At 66.3% G+C, this 19,327-nt stretch carries 27 protein-coding genes; 18 read left to right on the top strand and 9 right to left on the bottom strand.

Annotation, left to right across the window (positions count from 1 at the left end; all coding sequences use genetic code 11):
- Genes BW38_RS19660 through BW38_RS19645 form a run of 4 tightly spaced genes read left to right on the top strand, consistent with a single transcriptional unit; the run spans nucleotide 1 to nucleotide 2,058 of the window.
- Nucleotides 1-930, top strand: coding sequence for a LysR substrate-binding domain-containing protein (locus BW38_RS19660; protein ID WP_032974685.1), 930 nt, complete (start codon nucleotides 1-3; stop codon nucleotides 928-930).
- Nucleotides 927-1,388, top strand: coding sequence for a helix-turn-helix transcriptional regulator (locus BW38_RS19655; RefSeq protein ID WP_025874482.1), 462 nt, complete (start codon nucleotides 927-929; stop codon nucleotides 1,386-1,388). Before BW38_RS19660 ends, BW38_RS19655 begins: the two co-directional genes overlap by 4 nt.
- Before the next feature lie 11 nt (nucleotides 1,389-1,399).
- Entirely contained in the window at nucleotides 1,400-1,831 is a 432-nt protein-coding gene (locus BW38_RS19650; RefSeq protein WP_032974687.1) for a VOC family protein, read from the top strand.
- A complete protein-coding gene (locus BW38_RS19645; protein ID WP_025874484.1) occupies nucleotides 1,828-2,058 on the top strand; it encodes a hypothetical protein in 231 nt (76 codons plus the stop codon). Before BW38_RS19650 ends, BW38_RS19645 begins: the two co-directional genes overlap by 4 nt.
- 19 nt (nucleotides 2,059-2,077) lie before the next feature.
- Here BW38_RS19645 and BW38_RS19640 read toward each other — a convergent pair whose 3' ends face one another.
- Together BW38_RS19640 and BW38_RS21320 are read right to left on the bottom strand one after the other, a co-directional pair.
- Nucleotides 2,078-2,773 (bottom strand): HAD family phosphatase, encoded by a 696-nt coding sequence (locus BW38_RS19640; RefSeq protein WP_025874485.1) that lies wholly within the window; start codon nucleotides 2,771-2,773, stop codon nucleotides 2,078-2,080.
- A 14-nt stretch (nucleotides 2,774-2,787) separates the two neighbouring features.
- Nucleotides 2,788-2,970 (bottom strand): hypothetical protein, encoded by a 183-nt coding sequence (locus tag BW38_RS21320; protein WP_081794503.1) that lies wholly within the window; start codon nucleotides 2,968-2,970, stop codon nucleotides 2,788-2,790.
- Nucleotides 2,971-3,253: 283 nt separating this feature from the next.
- Between BW38_RS21320 and BW38_RS19635 the strand changes: the two genes are divergently transcribed.
- The 4 genes from BW38_RS19635 to BW38_RS19620 are packed head-to-tail and all read left to right on the top strand — an operon-like array spanning nucleotide 3,254 to nucleotide 6,154.
- Nucleotides 3,254-4,138 (top strand): acyl-CoA dehydrogenase, encoded by an 885-nt coding sequence (locus tag BW38_RS19635; RefSeq protein WP_235189870.1) that lies wholly within the window; start codon nucleotides 3,254-3,256, stop codon nucleotides 4,136-4,138.
- On the top strand, nucleotides 4,126-4,878 hold the full coding sequence (locus BW38_RS19630) for a PIG-L family deacetylase (protein WP_032974692.1): 753 nt from the start codon (nucleotides 4,126-4,128) through the stop codon (nucleotides 4,876-4,878). The genes BW38_RS19635 and BW38_RS19630 overlap by 13 nt, the downstream gene beginning before the upstream one ends.
- Nucleotides 4,875-5,462, top strand: coding sequence for a class I SAM-dependent methyltransferase (locus tag BW38_RS19625; protein WP_032974693.1), 588 nt, complete (start codon nucleotides 4,875-4,877; stop codon nucleotides 5,460-5,462). The genes BW38_RS19630 and BW38_RS19625 overlap by 4 nt, the downstream gene beginning before the upstream one ends.
- Nucleotides 5,459-6,154 (top strand): glycosyltransferase, encoded by a 696-nt coding sequence (locus tag BW38_RS19620; protein WP_032974694.1) that lies wholly within the window; start codon nucleotides 5,459-5,461, stop codon nucleotides 6,152-6,154. Before BW38_RS19625 ends, BW38_RS19620 begins: the two co-directional genes overlap by 4 nt.
- An 18-nt stretch (nucleotides 6,155-6,172) precedes the next feature.
- Here BW38_RS19620 and BW38_RS19615 read toward each other — a convergent pair whose 3' ends face one another.
- A complete protein-coding gene (locus BW38_RS19615) occupies nucleotides 6,173-6,811 on the bottom strand; it encodes a DUF6766 family protein (protein WP_032974697.1) in 639 nt (212 codons plus the stop codon).
- A gap of 205 nt (nucleotides 6,812-7,016) precedes the next feature.
- On the opposite strand from BW38_RS19615, the gene BW38_RS19610 reads away from it, so the two are divergent.
- From BW38_RS19610 to BW38_RS19595, 4 genes are all read left to right on the top strand, one after another.
- Nucleotides 7,017-8,180, top strand: coding sequence for a zinc-dependent alcohol dehydrogenase (locus BW38_RS19610; protein WP_025874491.1), 1,164 nt, complete (start codon nucleotides 7,017-7,019; stop codon nucleotides 8,178-8,180).
- Between the two features lie 165 nt (nucleotides 8,181-8,345).
- The gene (locus BW38_RS21140; protein ID WP_081794504.1) at nucleotides 8,346-8,693 is read left to right on the top strand and encodes a hypothetical protein; all 348 of its coding nucleotides are present in this window, start codon (nucleotides 8,346-8,348) and stop codon (nucleotides 8,691-8,693) included.
- Between the two features lie 124 nt (nucleotides 8,694-8,817).
- A complete protein-coding gene (locus tag BW38_RS19600) occupies nucleotides 8,818-9,582 on the top strand; it encodes a DUF72 domain-containing protein (RefSeq protein WP_032974698.1) in 765 nt (254 codons plus the stop codon).
- Nucleotides 9,575-10,387: a DNA-formamidopyrimidine glycosylase family protein gene (locus tag BW38_RS19595; RefSeq protein ID WP_051584844.1), complete on the top strand. Its 813-nt coding sequence runs from the start codon at nucleotides 9,575-9,577 to the stop codon at nucleotides 10,385-10,387. Before BW38_RS19600 ends, BW38_RS19595 begins: the two co-directional genes overlap by 8 nt.
- Here the strand turns inward: BW38_RS19595 and BW38_RS19590 are convergent.
- The 5 genes from BW38_RS19590 to BW38_RS19570 form a co-directional block, all read right to left on the bottom strand.
- Entirely contained in the window at nucleotides 10,357-10,950 is a 594-nt protein-coding gene (locus tag BW38_RS19590) for an isochorismatase family cysteine hydrolase (protein WP_032974700.1), read from the bottom strand. The genes BW38_RS19595 and BW38_RS19590 overlap by 31 nt on opposite strands.
- Before the next feature lie 120 nt (nucleotides 10,951-11,070).
- Entirely contained in the window at nucleotides 11,071-11,325 is a 255-nt protein-coding gene (locus tag BW38_RS19585) for a hypothetical protein (protein ID WP_051501597.1), read from the bottom strand.
- Nucleotides 11,326-11,429: 104 nt separating this feature from the next.
- Nucleotides 11,430-11,717 carry a hypothetical protein gene (locus tag BW38_RS19580; protein ID WP_032974701.1) on the bottom strand — a complete coding sequence of 96 codons (288 nt, stop codon included), beginning with the start codon at nucleotides 11,715-11,717 and terminating at the stop codon, nucleotides 11,430-11,432.
- 75 nt (nucleotides 11,718-11,792) lie between these two features.
- Nucleotides 11,793-12,290: a DUF892 family protein gene (locus BW38_RS19575; protein WP_032974702.1), complete on the bottom strand. Its 498-nt coding sequence runs from the start codon at nucleotides 12,288-12,290 to the stop codon at nucleotides 11,793-11,795.
- 147 nt (nucleotides 12,291-12,437) lie between these two features.
- Nucleotides 12,438-12,707 carry a hypothetical protein gene (locus BW38_RS19570; protein ID WP_032974703.1) on the bottom strand — a complete coding sequence of 90 codons (270 nt, stop codon included), beginning with the start codon at nucleotides 12,705-12,707 and terminating at the stop codon, nucleotides 12,438-12,440.
- 175 nt (nucleotides 12,708-12,882) lie between these two features.
- Here BW38_RS19570 and BW38_RS19565 point away from each other — a divergent pair, with 175 nt between their 5' ends.
- Nucleotides 12,883-13,353, top strand: coding sequence for a BLUF domain-containing protein (locus tag BW38_RS19565; protein ID WP_032974704.1), 471 nt, complete (start codon nucleotides 12,883-12,885; stop codon nucleotides 13,351-13,353).
- Nucleotides 13,350-13,796, top strand: a complete 447-nt coding sequence (locus BW38_RS21145) for a DUF1579 family protein (RefSeq protein WP_051584846.1) — start codon at nucleotides 13,350-13,352, stop codon at nucleotides 13,794-13,796. Before BW38_RS19565 ends, BW38_RS21145 begins: the two co-directional genes overlap by 4 nt.
- Before the next feature lie 52 nt (nucleotides 13,797-13,848).
- Here BW38_RS21145 and BW38_RS19560 read toward each other — a convergent pair whose 3' ends face one another.
- Nucleotides 13,849-14,088, bottom strand: coding sequence for a hypothetical protein (locus BW38_RS19560; RefSeq protein ID WP_025874502.1), 240 nt, complete (start codon nucleotides 14,086-14,088; stop codon nucleotides 13,849-13,851).
- A gap of 247 nt (nucleotides 14,089-14,335) precedes the next feature.
- On the opposite strand from BW38_RS19560, the gene BW38_RS19555 reads away from it, so the two are divergent.
- The 4 genes from BW38_RS19555 to BW38_RS19540 are packed head-to-tail and all read left to right on the top strand — an operon-like array spanning nucleotide 14,336 to nucleotide 19,218.
- Entirely contained in the window at nucleotides 14,336-14,869 is a 534-nt protein-coding gene (locus tag BW38_RS19555; RefSeq protein WP_032974705.1) for a sugar dehydrogenase complex small subunit, read from the top strand.
- Nucleotides 14,870-14,915: 46 nt separating this feature from the next.
- Nucleotides 14,916-16,556 (top strand): GMC family oxidoreductase, encoded by a 1,641-nt coding sequence (locus tag BW38_RS19550; RefSeq protein ID WP_032974706.1) that lies wholly within the window; start codon nucleotides 14,916-14,918, stop codon nucleotides 16,554-16,556.
- Nucleotides 16,553-17,950: a cytochrome c gene (locus tag BW38_RS19545; RefSeq protein WP_032974708.1), complete on the top strand. Its 1,398-nt coding sequence runs from the start codon at nucleotides 16,553-16,555 to the stop codon at nucleotides 17,948-17,950. The genes BW38_RS19550 and BW38_RS19545 overlap by 4 nt, the downstream gene beginning before the upstream one ends.
- A complete protein-coding gene (locus BW38_RS19540; protein ID WP_032974710.1) occupies nucleotides 17,947-19,218 on the top strand; it encodes a carbohydrate porin in 1,272 nt (423 codons plus the stop codon). The genes BW38_RS19545 and BW38_RS19540 overlap by 4 nt, the downstream gene beginning before the upstream one ends.
- Nucleotides 19,219-19,327 lie beyond the last annotated feature (109 nt).

A 19,327-nucleotide genomic window follows, 5' to 3' on the forward strand; every position in this document is an offset into this window, starting at 1 on the left:
ATGGTCGCCCACCGCCACCTGCCGTCGCTCGTTGCCATCCGTGCCTTCGAGGCCGCGGCGCGGCTGGGCAGCTTTGCGCGGGCCGCGGAAGAACTGGACACCACGGCGGCATCGGTCAGCTATCACGTCCGGCGCCTGGAAGAGCAGACCGGTGCACGACTGTTCCTGCGCCACGCCCAGCACGTCGAACTGACCGAGGCCGGTGCCAGCGTCGCAAAGGAGGCTACCCGCGCCTTCGATGCCCTGCGTGCCAGTTTCATGCGCGCCGCCGACATGGATGCCACCCGCCTGCGCCTGACCGCACTGCCTACGTTGGGCACCAGTTGGCTGACGCCGCGGCTGGGTGGCTTCCGCGCCCGGCATCCGCAACAGGTGCTGGAGCTTGATCTGTCGGCGGAGCCGCAGGACCTGGCAGGCGGGCGTTTCGATGCGGCCATCCGCAACGGTCACGGCGACTGGCCGGGGCTGCACGCCGTGGAGCTGTTCCCCAGCGTGTTCACGCCACTGTGCGCGCCCGCGCTGCTTGAAGCCGCCACCGGCCTGGGCGGTGCGCGGCTGCCGGATGTGCCATTGCTGGGGCGTCCGGACTGGTGGGCGCTATGGTTCCAGGCATTCGCGCAGACACCGGCACCCGGGGCGGAGCGCTTCGCCACCAACTTCGCTGCCGAGCATCTGGACGTAGCCGCAGCGATCGCCGGCCAAGGCATCGCCATCGGCTCGCCGATCCTGTTCAAGGCCGAGCTGGATGCGGGGCGCCTGGTACAAGCCCACGAAGGCGTGGCCAGCGACGGCCGCAGCTTCTGGTTTGCCAGCCCGGCAGGACGCAGCAACGCCCCGAAAGTCTCGCACTTCCGTGAGTGGCTGTGCACCGAGGCAGCGGCGGCCCGGCATGCTGCACGATCCCTGCTGCGCAGGGTGGCCACGCCATGACCCAGAGCCCGGAACTGCTGCGCCGCCTGCTGCGTGCAAAAGACCACATGGATCGGGCCAGCCATGAAGACTGGCCGGTGGCGCGGCTGGCCGGGATCAGTGCGGTTTCCGCGGCCCATTTCGCGCGCTCCTTCAAGGACGCCTTCGGGGTGCCGCCACACCGCTATCTGCTCAGCCGCCGCATCGAGCGCGCTGTCGCTCTGCTGCGCGATACCGACCTGCCGATCACCGAGATCGCACTGCAGACCGGCTGGACCAGCCTGGGCACCTTTGGCCGCATCTTTCGTGACATCACCGGCGACAGCCCCGGTGCCCTCCGCGACCGCGAGCGGACCGATGCCCCGGCGCAGGGTCCGGTGCCGGAGTGCCATGCGCGTGCCGCACGGCGCCCGGACCTGAAGATCGCAGTTTTGGAGAAGCGCCGCCGCACCGGCCTTGTTAGCGTAGATCCCACCTGAGGGAGGATCCTATGACTGGCATGGTGAATGTGGTCGGCCTGTATGTGCACGACCAGGATGCAGCACTCGATTTCTACGTCAACGCACTCGGCTTCCAGGTGCATACCGATGTCGGCAACGGCGACTATCGCTGGCTCACGGTGCATTCGGGCGGCGAGGGCGGTTTCCAGCTTGGCCTGTTCAAACCGGGGCCGCCGGTACACGATGCGGCCACTGCGCTGACCCTGCAGCAGATGGTGGCCAAGGGTGCGATGCCGCCGCTGGTGCTGGCGGTGGACGATTGCCGCGCCAGCTACGAACGGCTGCTGGCACGTGGGGTGGAATTCACCCAGGAGCCGGTGGAGCGCTATGGTGCAGTGGATGCCGGATTCCGTGATCCGTCCGGCAATGGCTGGAAGATGATCGAGCGCCCTGCGAAGACTGCAGCGAGGACGCCGCAGTGAGGGCCGGCAGCTGGGCGCGTCCGGTGCACCGCTGGACGTCTATCGTCTTCACCCTGACAGTGATCGCCAACTTCGTGGCGCGCTGGATGGGGCAGGGCGAACCACCGGCCTGGCTGACCTACTCGCCGCTGCCGCCGTTGTTCCTGCAGCTGTTCACCGGGTTGTATCTGTTTGCCTTGCATTACCGCCGCAGGCCGGATGCCGCGCGCGCCGGCGTCGCACCCTGACGCGGGGCGCAGAGGCAGATCAGGCGAAGGCGTGGGGGCTGTGGCCCGCCAGCAGAGCGGGAAGCAGCTGCATGGATTCGAAGATCACCTGGGCGCCAGCGGCGCGCAGTGCCTCGGGCGAACTGTGGAAAGGCCCACCCGGGCTGAAGCCGAAGACGGTGGCCCCGGCTGCAACGCCTGCGGTGGTGCCGGTCACCGTGTCCTCGATGACTGCACAGCGTGTGGGATCAACGCCCAGCGACGCGGCGGCGGCCAGATACACACCCGGGTGTGGCTTGGTCTGCGGTAAATCCTGGCCGCTGAACATGCGCCCTGCGAAGACCTCATGCAGGCCGATCCTGCGCAGTTGCAGTTCCACCTTCAGCAGGTCCGCGCCGGATGCGCACGCAATGCGCCCATCAGTGGCAGCGTGGATGGCGCGCACCGCTGCAGGCGCGCCAGGAATTGCAGTCAGATCGCGCTCCAGCGCGATATTGCGGCGTGCGCGGAACTCATCCAGCCACGCCGGCGTAAACGGCTTTCCCGTGCGCGCCTCGATCAGGTCGGCCTGGGCAGCCACGGATTTGCCGAGGAACACTTCACCGGCCTGGCGGGCCGTCAGCGGCCAGCCGCGCTCGGTCAGCATCTCGGCGAGTACGCGGGAGGTCAGAGGTTCGGAATCGACCAGGACGCCGTCACAGTCGAACAGGACAGCGTCAAACGGGAAGCGTGACATGTTCCGTCCCCGCATCAGTTGTCGTGCACGCGGGCCGCTGCCGCGTTGGCGCGTTTCAGGCGCTCGTCCCGGGCCTGGCGGTCATAGGCATCCCTGGCCTGCATAGCTTCGCCTGCGGCACTGATCCATCCGCTGGTGCTGCATCCCGCGGCAAGGGTGGAGGCTGCGAGGGTGGCTGCGACAAGCAGTGATTTCATGGATGTTCCCTGGGGCGTGGACGACAAGCGTCGAACAGAAGAAAGGTGAATCAGGGTGACGACCTTATCCGTCCCGCACTTAATAGGCCTCGACCGGCGTTTTTGTATATGCATGACAGAAGGCGGTGGGGGAGGGACAGCGGCTTCATGCGCTCGCCACGCACCGAAGACAGCAACGTGACCGCCTCCGCTCTACGTTCTGCAGGCCCCCTCCGTTCGGCCTGACATGCTCGATACTGTTTCCATCCCTCCACTCGCCGACCGGGCGCGCCACGCGCTGCTGATGCAACCTGCGCTGCCACAGCCCGGCGGCGGCAACACGCTGCAGCGATGGCGCGCGCTGGCCCGGCTGGGCGCTGAGGACCTGTGCCTGGCCAAGGTTCTCGAAGCCCACTACGATGCCGCCGCCATCCTGCACGACCTGGGTGCACCGGCACCGGCCGACGGCACGCTATGGGCGGTGTGGGCAGCCGAAGGCCCTGCCTGCACCGTGCGCGCCGATGCGCTCAACCGCCTGCATGGCGACAAGCCGTGGTGTTCGGGCAGCATGTTCGTCGATGCCGCCCTGGTGACGGTTCGCTCGCCCGATGCAGCGCAGCTGTACAGCGTTGCCGCTGCGGATTGGCAGTCGCTGGATGCCGATCCGTGGCCAGCAGCAGGCATGGCCGGAATCCGTTCCACCACCGTCCGTTTCAACGCCGCACTGGCGCAGGCGGTGGGTGGGCGCGATGCCTATCTGCAGCGGCCCGGCTTCTGGCATGGCGGTGCAGGCATCGCGGCCGTCTGGTTCGGGGCTGCAACCGCAGTGGCCGAACGCATGCAACCTGCCTGCGCCGAGGGCCTGCGTGCGCGGCTGCTGGGCAAGGTGGACCTGGCATTGGCGCCGGCGGCGGCGCTGCTGCGCGAGTTGGCAGTGAAGATCGACCAGGCACCTGATCTGCCACATCGCGAAGACGTCGTCCGTGTCCGCAGCGTCGTGGAACGTGCCGCCAGCGAGGTGCTTGACCTTGCAGGCCGTGCATTGGGCCCGGCGCCCATGTGCATGGAGGCCACGCACGCGCAGCGATGGGCTGATCTGACCATCTTCCTGCGGCAGAGCCATGCAGACAAGGACTGGGCCTGGCTGGGCGCACAACGGGCGCTCCAGGAGGGACCGTGGAGCCTGTAGCCACCATCCACGGCACCGGGCCGGACGAGCACGCATGGCAGCAGTGCGACTGGCTGTGGAAGCAGCCCGGCATCGGCCTGGCGGACCTGTGCGGAGATGCCGCCCGGATTGTCGTGGTGGCGCCGCATCCCGACGACGAGATCCTCGGGTGTGGGGGGCTGCTGTGTGGTGCCGTCGAGCGTGGTGTGGCGGTGCAGGTCGTTGCCGTGACCGATGGCGAGGCCTGTTATCCGGACGAGCGCTGGTGGACGCCCCAACGTCTTCGCAACGCGCGCCGCGAAGAGCTGCGCGCGGCGTTGGCCGAGCTGGCGATCGGCGCCGATGCGATCTGCCATCTCGGCATCGACGATGGCGCCGTAAGCGCACACGAACAGGAACTGGAAGGCTGGTTGCAGCGCACTCTGCGCGACGACGATCTGGTGCTTGCGCCGTGGCGGTTCGATGGCCACCCCGATCACGAGGCCGCTGGCCGGGCCGCATGTCGTGCGGCTCACGCGGCAGGCTGCGCGCGCCTGGAATATCCCGTTTGGGGCTGGCATTGGCTGGAGCCTGCGCACGCACACATGGCGTGGCAGGCGCCGAAAGTGCTGGACATCTCCAACGCCATTGATCGCAAGGCACGGGCCATCGCCCGCTTCCGCACCCAGATCGGGACCGTCCCCCGCCTGCGCGCGGAGCCGATCCTGCCCGCCCACATCCTTGCCCGATTCTCCCGGAAAAACGAGGTATTCCTGGCATGAGTGCGCAACCTTATTTCGACCAGCTGCATGCCGCTGAAGATCCCTTCGGCTACCGCAGCCGGTGGTACGAAGAACGCAAACGCGCGTTGCTGCTCGCCAGCCTGCCGCGCGCCAGGTTCAACCGCGGCTGGGAGCTGGGCTGCTCCAACGGGGTGCTGACCGAGGCGCTGGCGCCTCGCTGTGAACGCCTTCTAGCCACCGATATCAGCCCCCGTGCCACCTTCCAGGCGCGCCGCAACCTGGCCCACCTGCCGCATGTCCAGGTGCACTGCGCCAGCCATCCGCAACAATGGCCCGCTGGGCGCTTTGACCTGATTGTCTGCGGTGAGATGGGCTATTACCTTGCACCGGAGGCACTGCCCGCGCTGCGCAGCGGCATCCACGCGGCGCTGAAGGATGAGGGCCTGCTTGTTGCGTGCCACTGGCTGCCTGCCTTCCCCGGACGCTCCAGCGCCACGGCACTGGTTCACCAGCACCTTGGGCAGGGGCTGCAGGAAGCGTTCTGCTATCGCGATGCTGATTTCGTACTGCAGGGGTGGATGCGCCGGCCGCTGTCGCTGGCCCGGGAAGAGGCGCTGCGATGATCGGCGTGCTGGTGCCCGCGCATGACGAGGCCGCCACAATCGGCCGCTGCCTGCGCTCACTGCAGAAGGCGGCCCGGCACCCTGGCCTGAACGGATGCGAGGTATGCATCGTAGTGGCACTGGATGCCTGCAGTGATTCGACGGCGGCCATCTGCAGGGAGCTGCAGGTGGAAACCATCGACCTGCAGGCGCGTTGCGTCGGCGCTGCCCGCGCTGCTGCAGCTGCGCGGCTGCTGCAGCAGGGAGCGCGGTGGCTGGCAAGCACCGATGCCGACGGCACCGTGCCGCCGCAGTGGCTTGCGGCGCAGCTGGATGCCCGCAGTGATGCGTTCTGTGGCGTAGTGGACGTGGCCGCCAGCGGCCGCCGCAGCCGCCATCTGCGCAGGCTGTTCCGGCGCAGCGAGCGCTGGGGCGATGGCCATGGGCGGGTGCATGGCGCCAACCTGGGCGTTTCGGCGCAGGCCTACCGTGCTGTCGGCGGTTTCGCCGCGCTGGGCTGTGGCGAAGACGTGGACCTGGTACGTCGGCTGTCGGCGGCGGGCGCCAGCGTGCGCTGGGCCGGGGCCCCGGTCGTGACCACCAGCGCCCGCCTGCTGGGACGGGCGCGCGGCGGTTTCGCCGACTATCTTGCCGGGCTGACGCTGGAACAGCAGAGCGCCCCTGCCGTCTGTCAGCTGACCGGCACCGGCTGATCGCTGCCTGCGCGCGGCTCAGTCGCCGGTCTGCGAGTGCGGGGCCTGCACCGGTTTCGACTGCGGCGAGTCCTTCTGCCGCAGGAAGATGGTCAGTACCACCAGTGACAGCACGGCCAGGAACTCACTCTGCCAGTTCTGCATCGACTCGAACCAGAACGTGCTGCCCAGCACATGCTCAAGGAAGCCCGGTGCCGGCAGACCCTGCAATTGCTGCTCAACGCACTGCGAGCGCCAGCTGCCGATGGCGTGCAGGATGAAGCTGAGCAGGAACATCAGCCCGAACGCGATGGCCAATGAGTGGCCGTACAGCGCCTTCCACACTCCGCCACGTCGCACCGGCCAGGGCGTAGGGCCGTCTTCCACGCGCGCCTGTTCCTGTGCCGGGTCAATCGGGCGCGACTCGGCAGAGCCCCGTTGACGCAGGGAGACGGTCAACAGCACGTACATGCCCATCTGCAGGAATTCGCTTTCCCAGTTCTCGAATGTGGCGCTCATGAAGTGACCGCTGTGCAGGTACTGCCACAGATCAAGCGGCGTCCTGCCATGCTGCAGCAGTTCCTCGTTGTGGACCTGCAGTCCCGCAGCCACCTGTCCCCCCAGGAACAGCAGCATGAGCGCCAGCAACACCAGTGACAGACCATTGCGTTTCCACATGCCCTTGCTCCGCTTGCCTACATGCCGCGGGAGAGCCTGCGCGGAAGACGTCGAAACGACCGTGAACGATCTGCCTGACGGATGTGAGGAGCCCGGCGCTTGACGTGGTGTTGCATTGATATGGACAGGACACACACCGGACAGTCACCGCCTGCGAGCGCGGCGCGTGTGAGTCTGGACGCTCCGTAACGGCAGGAGACAGATGATGCAGGCGCTGACCTATCACGGCCGCAAGGACGTCCGCGTGGAAACCGTTCCCGACCCCGTGCTCGCCGCCGACGACGACCTCATTCTGCGGGTGACCGCCACGGCCATCTGTGGATCGGATCTGCATCTGTACCGAGGCAAGATCCCTGACCTGCACAGCGGGGACGTTCTCGGCCATGAGTTCATGGGCGTGGTGGAAGAGGTGGGCGCGGGTGTCACCCAGGTTCGCCCCGGCGACAGAGTGGTGATTCCGTTCGTGATCGCCTGCGGCGACTGCTTCCACTGCCGCCTGGCGGAGTACGCAGCCTGCGAGACCACCAACCCTGGAAAAGGCGCGGCAATGAACGCCAAGGGCATGCTGCCGCCGGCAGCCCTGTTCGGATACAGCCACCTGTACGGCGGTGTGGCCGGTGGCCAGGCCGAGTTCGTGCGCGTGCCCAAGGCCAATGTCGGCCCGCTGCGCATCCCCGATGGCGTCGCCGACGAGCAGGTCCTGTTCCTGTCCGACATCCTGCCAACCGGCTACCAGGCGGCGCTCAATGCCGGGGTGAAGCCTGGCTCGACCGTCGCGATCTTCGGCGCAGGCCCGGTAGGCCTGATGAGCGCGGCGTGCTGCCGCCTGCTGGGCGCCCAGACGATCTTCATGGTCGATCATCTTGCCTATCGCCTGGACTTCGCCCAGCGCACCTACGGCGTGACACCGATCGATTTCAGCAAGGTGGATGATCCGGCCGACTACATCGTCGGTCAGACCAGCGGCCGCGGCGTGGACGCCTGCATCGAGGCGGTCGGCTTTGAAGCGGAAGGCAGCGCACTGGAAAGCGCGCTGACGGCTGTCAAACTGGAAGGCAGCAGCGGGGTCGCGATCCGTCAGTGCATCGCCGCCGCCCGCCGAGGTGGTGTGGTCAGCATTCCCGGCGTCTATGCTGGTTTCATCCACGGTTTCCTGCTGGGCGATGCCTTCGACAAGGGCTTGACCTTCAAGATGGGCCAGACCCACGTCCAGGGACTGATGCCGGAGCTGCTGACCGCGATCGTCGAGGGCAGGCTGGACCCGGGCAACATCATCTCCCACCGGATGCGCCTGGCGGACGCGGCACAGGGCTATGCGATGTTCGATGCGAAGGATGACGAGTGCAGGAAGATCGTGCTGACCCCATGATTGCGGCGGCGCGTTTGGTGCCTGCCGCGAGGGTGGCGCGCCAGCCCGGACGGCGTGCCAACGGGGCTCCCGCGCTGCGCCTGCACGCAACGGCCATCCATTCTTGACGGCGCCTTGGCGCCGGACGTGGATACTTCCGCCGTCATTGGCCGAGGAAGACTGGAAATGGGTAGCACCGAGACCAACCGGGCGCCGCGCATTCTGCGCGTGGAAGTGATGCCGCTGGACTGCGGGGAAACCGCAGTGGTGGTGGAACTGGCGTCGCCCCCCGGCAGGGCCTGGGAGAAGGCACTGAAGCGCGTGATTTCTGAAACCGAGGGGCTTGAATCGGCGCAGTCGCGCTGTGACGGCCGCTTCGTCTACATCATCGGTATCGAGCCCGGTGGCCGTGGCACGCTCCATCGGGTGAACCAGGTCCTGGCCGCCACCCACGAACGCATTGCACCGCGCAACGGGCATTCCATGCCGATGCCACGGCAACCGGCAGGCGCCATGATCAACGCCAGCCTTTGAGCAGCGATGGCCGATACACGGCAACCTGACGGCTGCAGGCCCGCCACGCCCGGCGGCACAGGCTTCACGCCGCAGCCAACGTGTGTTCACCATGTTGCTACGAGCCTGTCGCCACCGTAGCGCCATGGCACGTGAACTCCGTCATCCGCGACCGGGCCACCCGGTCGCCGTGGGCTGCGCAGGGTGGTCGCTGCCCACGGACATCGCCCACGCGTTCGCGGCGGGAGACAGTGCGCTGCAGCGCTATGCATCGCGCTTTCCGATAGTGGAGATCAATTCGTCGTTCTACAGACCACATCAGCCCGCCACGTATGCGCGCTGGGCGGCCAGCGTGCCGCACGGTTTCCGTTTCTCGGTGAAGATACCGCAGGCCATTTCCCATGACGCGCGCCTGCGCGGTGCTGCGCCGTTGCTCGACACGTTCTTGCACGCGGCGGCGCATCTGGGTGATCGGCTGGGCGCCCTGTTGCTGCAGCTGCCGCCGAGCCTGGCCTACGATGGCCGCACGGCCTCGGCCTTCTTCCGGGCGCTGCGCCGGCGCAGCGCCGTGCGGGTCGCCTGCGAACCACGCCACCCGAGTTGGTTCGACGACAAGGCCGACGCGCTGCTGGATGACCACGGCATTGCCCGGGTCGCGGCCGATCCCGCCCGGGTTGCAGGGGCTGATCAGCCGGGCGGAGCCAGGCACTGGAGCTACTGGCGGTGGCACGGGCAGCCGCGCATGTACTACAGCGCCTACCAGCAACCGCAGCTCTGCAGTCTGGTGGCCGCCGCAGTAGAGGCCGCCCAGGCGGGGGAGGCGTGGATCATCCTTGACAACACGGCGCACGGCCACGCCGTGCCCAATGCACTGCAACTGCAGTCGATGCTGGAGCACGCCAATGCCTGAAGGTCCTTCCATCGTGCTGCTGCGCGAGGCCGCCGCCAGGTTCAAGGGAAAGACCGTCCGTGGCGTCAGTGGCAACAGCACGCTCGACCTGGCCTGCCTGGAGGGACGTCGGGTGCGGGCCGTGCGCAGCTGGGGCAAGCATTTCCTGCTGGAGTTCAGCCACGTCAGTCTGCGCATCCACCTGATGATGTTCGGCAGCTGGCGCATCGACGAACGCAAGGAGACGCCAGCGCGGGTGTCGCTGCGCTTTGACAACGGCGAACTGAACTTCTACACCTGCTCGGTGAAGCTGATCGATCAGCCGTTGGACGAGGTCTACGACTGGCGCACCGACGTGATGAGCGACCTGTGGGACCCCCGGCTTGCCCGCCGTCGCCTGAAGTCGATGCCCGATGTCCTGGTCTGCGATGCCCTGCTGGACCAGACGCTGTTCTCCGGCGTGGGCAACATCATCAAGAACGAGGTGCTGTTTCGCATCCGGGTCCACCCGGCCAACCCTGTTGGTGATCTTCCGCCGCGCAAGCTTGCCGAACTGGTCAAGCAGGCCCGCGAATACAGTTTCGACTTCCTGCGCTGGAAGCGCAGCTTCGAGCTGAAAAAGCACTGGCAGGTGCACACCCGGCGGACATGTCCCTGTTGTGGTGGTCCGGTCAGCAAGGTCTACATGGGCACCACGCATCGGCGCACCTTCTTCTGCCCGGTATGCCAGGTCGATTATCGCGCTGGGACGCCGCGGCCGCCGGCGAAGAAGCGCACCCTGGCGAGGGGCCCGGTTCAGCGCGGTGGTGTCAGGCCCGTGCGTTGATGTGAGGACGTGGATGACAGCGAAGCGATGATCTGACGGTTGCTGAGTACTTCGACGGCGCCCGATCGCTGCAGGGTCTGCAGGGCCGGCTGGCGGCGGTCCGGCAGGGCGGCGACCGCTTCCCGGGCGACCACCGTCGCGTACTCGCGCGAGTTGGCATCGATGGCAGTGGCCAGCACGCACGCGTCCAGTGCCATGCCGGCCAGCACCAATCGCCGGGTGCCGAGCTTGGCCAGCAGCACCGGCAGTGGCGTGGCGAGGAAGGCGGAGTGCTTCGGCTTGAGGATGAAGTAGTGTTCCTCGCTGGGGGCAAGGTACTCGACGATCCGCGCCGAGGCTCCGCCCTTCTGCCGGCAGGCCTCGACCAGCTGCAGGAAGTCGCGCTGCCAGTTGCCGAAATTGTCATTGGCGTAGATCACCGGCCAGCGGTGCGCGTCGAATGCAGCACGCAGGGGGGCGGTGCGCTGGGCTGCACGTACGGCGTACGGAGCCAGTTGCCGCCCCTGTGGAAAGTTGAACAGGCTGAAAAGATCGATGATGAGCAGGGCGGTGGGCTGTTCCATGGCGGGCTCCGAGGTGTCAGGCCTCCACTGCCTGTTCGTCTTCGGCACCACGCACCAGCGCGCCGGAGCCGCCTGACAGGCGCGGGCTGCCCGGTCCCCTCGGCGGGAGCGCAGGCCCGATCACTGGCCAGCTCCGTCGTCCCCCTCACCCTTGTCGTGCCGAGCGGGCGCCACGCGCTTGCCAAGCCGTTGCGCCTGCTCATCCGGCGTGGCGGCGGCGACGAAGGGAGAGATCGGATCACTGGCCGGGAACGTCTCCGTCAACGCCTGATCATGATTGGCACTGTTGTGGGCCTTGGCCTGTCCAGCGCTGCCAGCAGGCACCGCGGCCGTGTGGTCATCCGGATGGGGCAGGTCTTTTTGATCGCGCTGCATGACATTTCCTCATTGATTGGACCGCATCGTGCGGGGGGTACGACAACGGTAAACGTGAACGCGTGAGTACCCGCATCAAGCCGGTGTAGACGCAACGTCAACAATCAAGGCGTCCTTCCATATGAGCTCGAAGCCGTCGCACGCCTGCGGCGCCACGCCAGCAGCTGTCCGATCAGCGCGGTTGCCAGCAACAGCAGGTTGGTGACCACGAACACGGTGGCACCCAGCAGCGCGCTGTAGATCGTGAACAGGGTAGAGGCGGTCATCTGCCCGATAAAAAGCCACTTCGAGACGGCTTCCGGGTGAGGCGAGTGCCATTGCTTGACCATCTGCCGGACCAGCGTGGCCATCAGTACGGCTGTGGCGGTCCATCCAAGAAGATCAGGGTGCATACGTCATCCTCGTGCAGAAGCGCGCCGCCCCCCTTGAGGGAGCGACGCGTAGGCTGATCTGCGGTGCACCTGCGATCACGCGGCCTGGGCGGCCTTGGCGTTGCCGCCGCTCTTGGCCAGCAGGGTCAGCTTCTCGTCCGTGGCCTTTTCTTCTTCCAGCGTTTCCAGCAGCAACGGCACAGCGTCCTTGTATCCGAGCTGCTTGGCCAGCGCGGCGATGGTGCCGTAGGAAGCGATTTCGTAATGCTCGACTTTCTGCGCGCCGCCAATCAGTGCTGCATCGCGCACCGGGCCCTTTTCAATGCTCTCGATGACTTCCTTGCCTTCTTCCACCAGGCCTTCCATCGCCGCGCACTTGATCCGCTTCAGGCGGATGCCCAGCACCTCCACCACCTGGTCGATGCGCTCGATCTGGCCCTGGGTCTCCTCAAGGTGTGTCTCGAACGCGGCGGCAAGTGCGGGGTTCTCTGCGGCCCGGGCGAGGCGCGGCAGGGCCTTGGTCAGCTGCTTCTCGGCACTGTAGATGTCGGACAGTTCGTGGATGAAAAGGTCTTCAGCGGTCTTGATGGCCATGGTGCGCTCCAGCAGGGAAGGAGCGACGAGGCTATCCCGGCCGGTGTTGGGGTGCGGGGTAGATGCAGTGAACGGCGGATGCGCATCGAGCGCGCAGATGCATGCATTCCCCTCACGCCGGGCACTTTGCGCGCGTTGAAACCAAGCTCAGCGTGGGTCGGCCGCTGCTGCAGATTGGCCGGTTGCCGCCAGATGTTCGCCGTCCACCAGGCGCGCGTTGCTGACGGCCTGGTGAGACCCGCACCTTCCGCAGGTCAGCAGCGTGCCCCCTGTCATCCGCTTGAGCTCCGCGTCGGCGCGGGACACGTGGTGGCACTGGTTGCAGCGGAAGGCGATAGCGGTGACCTGATCGATGCAGCCTCGTGCATCGGTCGCGTAGTCCACTGAAAAGACGTAGAAGAGTCCGGTGTCAGGCATGAAGTCGATCTCGCGGGCGGACCTGTTTCATGCCATGGGGCAGCAGTGCATGGCGTGAATCCTTTTCGGGTTCGTTTTCACATTTCACTGAATTGTTCTGTTTCAGGCTGCGCCTGCTGCGCTGCCTCAACCGGCCTTCTGCTACGGTTGGGAGCCCACTGCAGGGAGGTCGAACGTGCCCATCAGAGCCGTTGTATATACCAGCGAGGCGGCAGCGGATATTGCTGCCAGCCGGCTGGGCCAGACCGGGGGCAGGCTGTGCGGAATCGTGGATGACGCAGCACGTTTCAACCGTGATGCCGGCGTCACGGGCGTACTGCTGTTCGATGGCGCGCGCTTTGTGCAATACATGGAAGGCCCGGACGATGGCCTGCAGGTGGCATATTCCCGGGTGCTGGGTGCCAGCAGCCACAGCGGCCTGATCGAACTGCAGCGGGGCAGGGTGGGGCAGAGACGCCTGCCTTTCTGGCCCATGCGTTGGCTGCCGGTGGAACCGACGGAGCTGAGGCGGGTGGCCGGTGCGGACTGGACCGGTTTCGTCCAGCGCGAAGGCACCGCTGCCCCCAACACTACTGCCACGGGCATGGAGCTGCTGCGCGCCCTGGTTGAACCCTATGCCGCCGCACCCAGTACGGAGTCGCCATGACACAAACCACTTTCCACAGCGGACACCACCGCCGGCTGGACGTTCTTGCCGGAGCGTGGGAGACCACCCTCATCGCGCTGCAACCCGACGGCAGCACGGGCGGGGTGTCGTTCGCATCGGACGTTTACACGTGGATGCCCAATGGTCACTTTCTGGTGCATGAGGTCGACGCGATGATGGACGGGCAGCGTGTGCGCTCCACGGAAATCATCGGCGTCGATGTTGAATCCGGTGGCTTCTTCAGCCGCAGCTACGACGCTGATGGTGGCACCAGCGATTTCACTTCACGACTTGATGGCGGCAGGTACACCATCCAGGGCCAGTCCCAGCGGTTCGACGGGGTGATCAGCAGCGACCGGCAGTTGCTGACCGGGGAATGGGAGCATCGGGTCGGCGATGACTGGATACCGTTCGTCCGCATCGTGCTTGAAAGGGCCGAGTAGATTCGCTTGTTCCGCGGGCGCCCCGCATCGGGGGCTTCGCGGCTGGCTGCGCCTAGCGCTTGGGCGGCGGCGGCGGCGCGGCTTCTTTCCCGCGTTCGGCCTCTGGCCCCGAGGCCTGGTCTTCGGAGGCGGCGGTGCCGCTGCCGCCGCCGGGCACGTTGCGCGCCGGCGCGCTGGCCGCTGGCGGGGTTTGCCGAACCGCATCGGCATGTTGTGCCTTATCGGTCGGTTCGCCTTGGTTGCAGGCCGACAATGCCATCGTCGCCACGGCACACAGCAACAGTACCCGCATGGCCACTCTCCAGAGTAGAAAACCCCTTGTTTCTAGCGTTGAGGGCGTTGTGCGGGCGTGACGGGGCCGGCAGCGCACCGGCTGAAATCTGCCTCTGCTGGTGCCGGGAAGAAGGGTGCTTCGCCGCGCCTCGGCTCTTCCTGCTCACTCCGCGACGACGTTCAGGTGCGTTAAAGTTGCCCGCGTAGGTGCCCCCCGCGTCGCGGTCAGGGGCAGCCGAAGAAGTGACGCATCAGGAGTCCACATCATGAGTGTTCCCGAGGGATTGGAAGGGAGTGGGCAAGGCCTGACGCGCAGAACCTTCCTGCTGGCCGTTGGCTCCGCTTCGCTGCTGGTTGCCTGCAACGGCAAGGCGCCAGCAACCCATGCCGGTGCCACGCCAGCGAAACGGGCGGACGGGCGCTTTCTGCAGCTCTCCCAGGCACTGACCGGGAAGTCCGACCTTGATCCGGCAACCGCCGGGCGCATCGAAGCCGCCTTCGCCAAGCTGCATCCCGACATGCACGCCCAGTTCCCCGCACTCGCGGCCAAGGCGCAACAGGTGCACGGCGCTGAAGCACTGCTGGCGGCTGTTGGCGATGCACGGCCGACAGCGCTGGCCATCATCACTGCCTGGTACACCGGCAGCGTAGGCAAGGGGCCGCAGGCCATCACCGTTTCCTATCGCGATGCGCTGATGCAGCGCCCGGTGGACGATGGCCTGTTCCCGCCCACCTACGCACAAGGCGGTCCCGCATGGTGGACGGCCGAACCGCCGGCGGCGGTACGCGCGCACGGCTGAGCCTGCGCTTCCAGCTCTTTTCCCGTAATTGTTATGGATTCCCCTCATGAAAGCTCCGGTTTTCCGTGATGGCGACGCCGATGCCGATGTTGTGATCGTCGGTTCGGGCGTCGTCGGCGCATTGATCGCCCACCAGTTGGTTCGTGCCGGAAAATCGGTTCTTGTGCTGGAGGCGGGCCCCCGCCTGCATCGTTCCGACGTGGTCGAGAACTGGCGCAACGTCAGCTTCGAACGGCGCATCGGCAGTGATTTTCAGGGGCCGTATCCACAGTCACCGCTTGCCACCGCGCCGCTGTACTTCCCGGCCAATGACTACGTGGGCCTGACCGGCCCCGACGCCAGCAGCTTCCATCAGGGCTTCATCAAGGCCGTGGGTGGCACCACCTGGCACTGGGCCGCCTCCTGCTGGCGCCACCTGCCGGTGGACTTCAGGATGCAGAGCACCTACGGGGTAGGGCGCGACTGGCCGATCAGCTACGACGACATCGAGCCTTATTACTGCCGCGCCGAGGAGGCGATGGGCGTCTCCGGGCCGAATGATCCGGACAAGCAGAGCCCCTCCGAGCGATCCAGGCCCTACCTCGCCGACATGATTCCCTGGGGCAACGGTGACAAGGTGTTCGCCGAGGTGGTCAATCCGCACGGCTACAACCTGGTGCCCATTCCGCAGGGTCGCATGGTCACGCCCTGGAACGACCGGCCCGCCTGCTGCGGCAACAACAACTGCCAGCCGATCTGCCCGATCGGCGCGATGTACAACGGCATCCATACCATCGAAGCGGCCGAGAAACTGGGTGCGCAGGTGCTGGCCGAAGCAGTGGCCTACAAGATCGATACCGACGCGCAGAACCGGGTCACGGCCATCCATTGGTATGACAACAACAAGGTCAGCCACAAGGCCACCGGCCGTAGTTTCGTGATTGCGTGCAATGCACTGGAGACGCCGCGTCTGCTGCTGCTCGCCGCCAATGAGCAGAACCCGAACGGCATCGCCAACAGTTCCGACCAGGTCGGGCGCAACATGCTCGACCATTCCGGTTTCCACTGCTCGTTCATTGCCGACAGGCCGATCTGGCTGGGCCGTGGACCGGCGCAGTCCAGCTGCATGGTTGGCCCGCGCGACGGCGCCTTCCGCTCGCAGTACTCGGCCACCAAGATCATCCTCAACAACATCAGCCGGGTGGCGATCGCCACCGACCAGGCGCTGAAGAAAGGCCTGGTCGGCGACGCGCTGGATGCGGAGATCCGCCGCCGTGCCGTCTTCGGCGTGGATCTTTCGATCAGCCTGGAACCCTTGCCGGATCCCAGCAATCGCCTGACGCTGTCGAAAACGCGGGTCGATGGCCACGGCCTGGCCTGCCCGGATATCCATTACTCACTGGGCGACTACGCCCGCAAGGGCTACGACGAGTCCTGCAAGCAGTTGCGTCACATCGGCTCGCTGTTCAACGCCGAGGAATTCGTCATCACCACGGCGCTCAACGCCAACAACCACATCATGGGCTCGACCATCATGGGCGCGGATCCGCGCGATTCGGTGGTCGATGGCGATTGCCGCGCACACGATCATCCCAACCTGTGGCTCCCGGGCGGCGGCCCGATGGTGTCGGCCAGCGTGGTCAACAGCACCTTGACCATGGCCGCGCTTGCGCTGAAGGCAGCAGATGCCATCGAGCGTGCCGCATGAAGACCTTCTGCTCGCTTCTGCTGATGATGCTGGCTGCAGCCAGCCAATCCGCGCGCGCAGACGAGGTTGCCGAACGTGGGCGCTACCTCTCGGTCGCTGCGGACTGCGTGGCATGCCACACCAGCCCCAAGCAGGGCAAACCCTACGCAGGCGGCTACGCGATTGCCTCGCCGCTGGGTGAGATATGGGCAAGCAACATCACGCCCTCCAGAAGCCATGGCATCGGCCTCTACAGCGAAGACGATTTCGCCAAGGCGGTACGCGAAGGCGTGCGCAAGGACGGCGCCCATCTGTATCCGGCGATGCCCTATACCTCATATGCCAAGCTGACCGACGAGGACATCCACGCGCTGTATACCTACTTCATGAAGGAGGTGGTGCCGGTCGATGAGGAAGCTCACGCGACCGAGCTGCCGTTCCCCTTCAGCATCCGCCAGTCCATGGCGGTGTGGAACCTGCTGTTCCTGGACAAGGAAACGTTCACCCCCGATGCGGGCAGGAGCGCGCAGTGGAATCGCGGCGCCTATCTGGTGGAGGGTCTGGCGCACTGCTCCAGCTGCCACAGTCCGCGCGGGCTGATGATGCAGGAGGTGGACGGCAAGGCCTTCGCCGGCGGATCGCTGGGTGACTGGTACGCCCCCAACATCACCTCCCACCCCACCAGCGGTATCGGGGCTTGGAGCGATGCCGAGCTGGCGCAGTACCTGAAGACCGGCCGCGTCGCCGGTAAGGCGCAGGCCGGCGGTGGCATGGCCGAAGCGGTGAGCAACAGCCTGTCCAAGCTGCAGGACGAGGACATTGCCGCCATCGTCGCCTACCTGCGCACGGTGCCGGCCGTGGCCGACCCTGATGCCACGCGGGCCGCCTTCGCGTGGGGAGACGCCGCCATGGCGCCGGGTGAGCAGCCGGTACGTGGAACGAGTGCTGCATTGGCCTCGGGCGGTGTGCTGTATTCGGGCCTGTGTGCAAGCTGCCACGGTTCGCGTGGCGAGGGCAGCAGGGACGGGTACTACCCCTCCCTGGTGCACAACACTACCGTCGGCATGACCCGCCCGCAGAACCTGATCGCCACCATCATCGGCGGCGTTGACCGCGATGTGCACGGCGAACACGCGTTGATGCCGCACTTCTCGAAAGGCTCGTTCGTACAGGACCTGAGTGACGCCGATATCGCAGCGGTTGCGACCTACGTGCGCACGCAGTTCGGGCCGGGCGACCAGGTCACCGAGGCGCAGGTTGCGCTGACCCGTGCCGGCGGCGAGAAGCCACTTCTGGCGAAGATTGCACGCTTGTGGCTGCCGATGCTCATCCTTGCCGTGCTGGCGTTGGTAGGCATCGTGCTGCTGGTGCGACGCGCCTGGAAGACCCGAAAGGCGCGGAGGGCGGCCGCATGAATTTCGTATCCTTGACCGGCATCGGGCTGCTTGCCTTCATCGTCAACGGGTCGGTGTCGGCTGCTGAATCAAGTGCCTCCGCCAAGCCCAAATCGGTCGACAGCGTCGCGCAGACACCGCTGAGCGCGGATTGGGCAGCGCGCCTCTGGCTGCAGGACCACGGCGTTACCCCCAGCGCACGCATCGTGATCGGCAGCGGCGTCAACAGCGATGGGTACAAGGGCAGTGGCTGGTCCACCGCCGAGCACATCGATCTGGGCGCGATGATCGACACCGGCAAGGCATTCGGCTTCGACGGCACGCTGCGCGTGGTGTTTTCCGATCGCTTCGGCAACGCCATCAACGAGCGGTCCACCGGTTCCTATATCCAGAACCAGGCCTTCTATGGCCAGGGCCAGAACCTGCGTTTCAACGAACTCTCCTACGAGCGTTTGCTGCTGGGCAAGCGGTTGAGCCTGAAGGGTGGCTTCTACTCGATGGGCAACGACTTCGGTGGCTTGCCTTACACCTGCAACTTCAACAACAACGGCCAGTGCGGGCATCCGCTGGGCCCGATCTACAGTTCTGGCTGGCTGGACAATCCGACAGGCCAATGGGGTCTGCGGGTAAAGTGGAATGATCCTTCAGGCTGGTACGCACAGACCGGCATCTACGACGTCAACCCGACGCGCAAGCAGGCCAATAGTGGCTTCCGTGTTTCGACGAAGGGAAAGACCGGCCTGTTCCTGCCGGTCGAGCTGGGCTACAGCCATGGCAGGTCCGGAGAGGACTATGGCGGTACCTACAAGGTCGGCTACTACCTGGATACCTCCAACGCCGATGACATCGGTGACCCGACGGCACCTCGCGCTTCGCATCGCAGCGGTTCGTACGTGCAGGCCGCACAGCGGGTGTGGAAGCCCGAGGGTGACACGGTGCGCGGCATTTCGGTGTTCGGCGTGGCTACCCGTGCCGACGCAAAAACAGGGCTCATGCGCTACTCGTGGGAAGCGGGCGTGAGCTGGCGTGGCGTGATCGCATCGCGCGAAGATGATGTGCTCAGCCTGGCCTGGAACCGGCTGGACATCTCCGACCGGCTCGCCCGCCATCAGCAGCTGACCGGAAAGGATGTGCAGAGCAACGAGCAGTTCGTCGAGCTGAACTACGGCGTGCAGGTCGCCCCGTGGCTGGTGCTGCGGCCGGCGGTGCAGTACGTGGCACGGCCCGGCGCCTATGCCAGCCGACCCGACAGCTGGGTGTTCACCCTGCAGGCGCAGGCGACGCTGTAGCCGGATCAGGGCCCGCGGCATGGGGTGCCGAACGTGCGCCCCATGCTGCAACGCAAGGTGTAAGCCACCATTCGCACTGGTACGGTCCTGCCCGTTGCACCACCAACGA

Origin of the sequence: Stenotrophomonas sp. RIT309 (assembly GCF_000632045.1) — a bacterium.
GTDB lineage: Bacteria > Pseudomonadota > Gammaproteobacteria > Xanthomonadales > Xanthomonadaceae > Stenotrophomonas > Stenotrophomonas indicatrix.

Excerpts from the sequence above, each read along its gene's own strand:
- BW38_RS19660 (WP_032974685.1), top strand. The coding sequence starts at position 1 with ATGGTCGCCCACCGCCACCTGCCGTCGCTCGTTGCCATCCGTGCCTTC.
- BW38_RS19655 (WP_025874482.1), top strand. The coding sequence starts at position 927 with ATGACCCAGAGCCCGGAACTGCTGCGCCGCCTGCTGCGTGCAAAAGAC.
- BW38_RS19650 (WP_032974687.1), top strand. The coding sequence starts at position 1,400 with ATGACTGGCATGGTGAATGTGGTCGGCCTGTATGTGCACGACCAGGAT.
- BW38_RS19640 (WP_025874485.1), bottom strand. The coding sequence starts at position 2,773 with ATGTCACGCTTCCCGTTTGACGCTGTCCTGTTCGACTGTGACGGCGTC.
- BW38_RS21320 (WP_081794503.1), bottom strand. The coding sequence starts at position 2,970 with ATGAAATCACTGCTTGTCGCAGCCACCCTCGCAGCCTCCACCCTTGCC.
- BW38_RS19635 (WP_235189870.1), top strand. The coding sequence starts at position 3,254 with ATGCAACCTGCGCTGCCACAGCCCGGCGGCGGCAACACGCTGCAGCGA.
- BW38_RS19625 (WP_032974693.1), top strand. The coding sequence starts at position 4,875 with ATGAGTGCGCAACCTTATTTCGACCAGCTGCATGCCGCTGAAGATCCC.
- BW38_RS19620 (WP_032974694.1), top strand. The coding sequence starts at position 5,459 with ATGATCGGCGTGCTGGTGCCCGCGCATGACGAGGCCGCCACAATCGGC.
- BW38_RS19615 (WP_032974697.1), bottom strand. The coding sequence starts at position 6,811 with ATGTGGAAACGCAATGGTCTGTCACTGGTGTTGCTGGCGCTCATGCTG.
- BW38_RS19610 (WP_025874491.1), top strand. The coding sequence starts at position 7,017 with ATGCAGGCGCTGACCTATCACGGCCGCAAGGACGTCCGCGTGGAAACC.
- BW38_RS21140 (WP_081794504.1), top strand. The coding sequence starts at position 8,346 with ATGGGTAGCACCGAGACCAACCGGGCGCCGCGCATTCTGCGCGTGGAA.
- BW38_RS19600 (WP_032974698.1), top strand. The coding sequence starts at position 8,818 with ATGGCACGTGAACTCCGTCATCCGCGACCGGGCCACCCGGTCGCCGTG.
- BW38_RS19595 (WP_051584844.1), top strand. The coding sequence starts at position 9,575 with ATGCCTGAAGGTCCTTCCATCGTGCTGCTGCGCGAGGCCGCCGCCAGG.
- BW38_RS19590 (WP_032974700.1), bottom strand. The coding sequence starts at position 10,950 with ATGGAACAGCCCACCGCCCTGCTCATCATCGATCTTTTCAGCCTGTTC.
- BW38_RS19585 (WP_051501597.1), bottom strand. The coding sequence starts at position 11,325 with ATGCAGCGCGATCAAAAAGACCTGCCCCATCCGGATGACCACACGGCC.
- BW38_RS19580 (WP_032974701.1), bottom strand. The coding sequence starts at position 11,717 with ATGCACCCTGATCTTCTTGGATGGACCGCCACAGCCGTACTGATGGCC.
- BW38_RS19575 (WP_032974702.1), bottom strand. The coding sequence starts at position 12,290 with ATGGCCATCAAGACCGCTGAAGACCTTTTCATCCACGAACTGTCCGAC.
- BW38_RS19570 (WP_032974703.1), bottom strand. The coding sequence starts at position 12,707 with ATGCCTGACACCGGACTCTTCTACGTCTTTTCAGTGGACTACGCGACC.
- BW38_RS21145 (WP_051584846.1), top strand. The coding sequence starts at position 13,350 with ATGACACAAACCACTTTCCACAGCGGACACCACCGCCGGCTGGACGTT.
- BW38_RS19560 (WP_025874502.1), bottom strand. The coding sequence starts at position 14,088 with ATGCGGGTACTGTTGCTGTGTGCCGTGGCGACGATGGCATTGTCGGCC.
- BW38_RS19555 (WP_032974705.1), top strand. The coding sequence starts at position 14,336 with ATGAGTGTTCCCGAGGGATTGGAAGGGAGTGGGCAAGGCCTGACGCGC.
- BW38_RS19550 (WP_032974706.1), top strand. The coding sequence starts at position 14,916 with ATGAAAGCTCCGGTTTTCCGTGATGGCGACGCCGATGCCGATGTTGTG.
- BW38_RS19545 (WP_032974708.1), top strand. The coding sequence starts at position 16,553 with ATGAAGACCTTCTGCTCGCTTCTGCTGATGATGCTGGCTGCAGCCAGC.
- BW38_RS19540 (WP_032974710.1), top strand. The coding sequence starts at position 17,947 with ATGAATTTCGTATCCTTGACCGGCATCGGGCTGCTTGCCTTCATCGTC.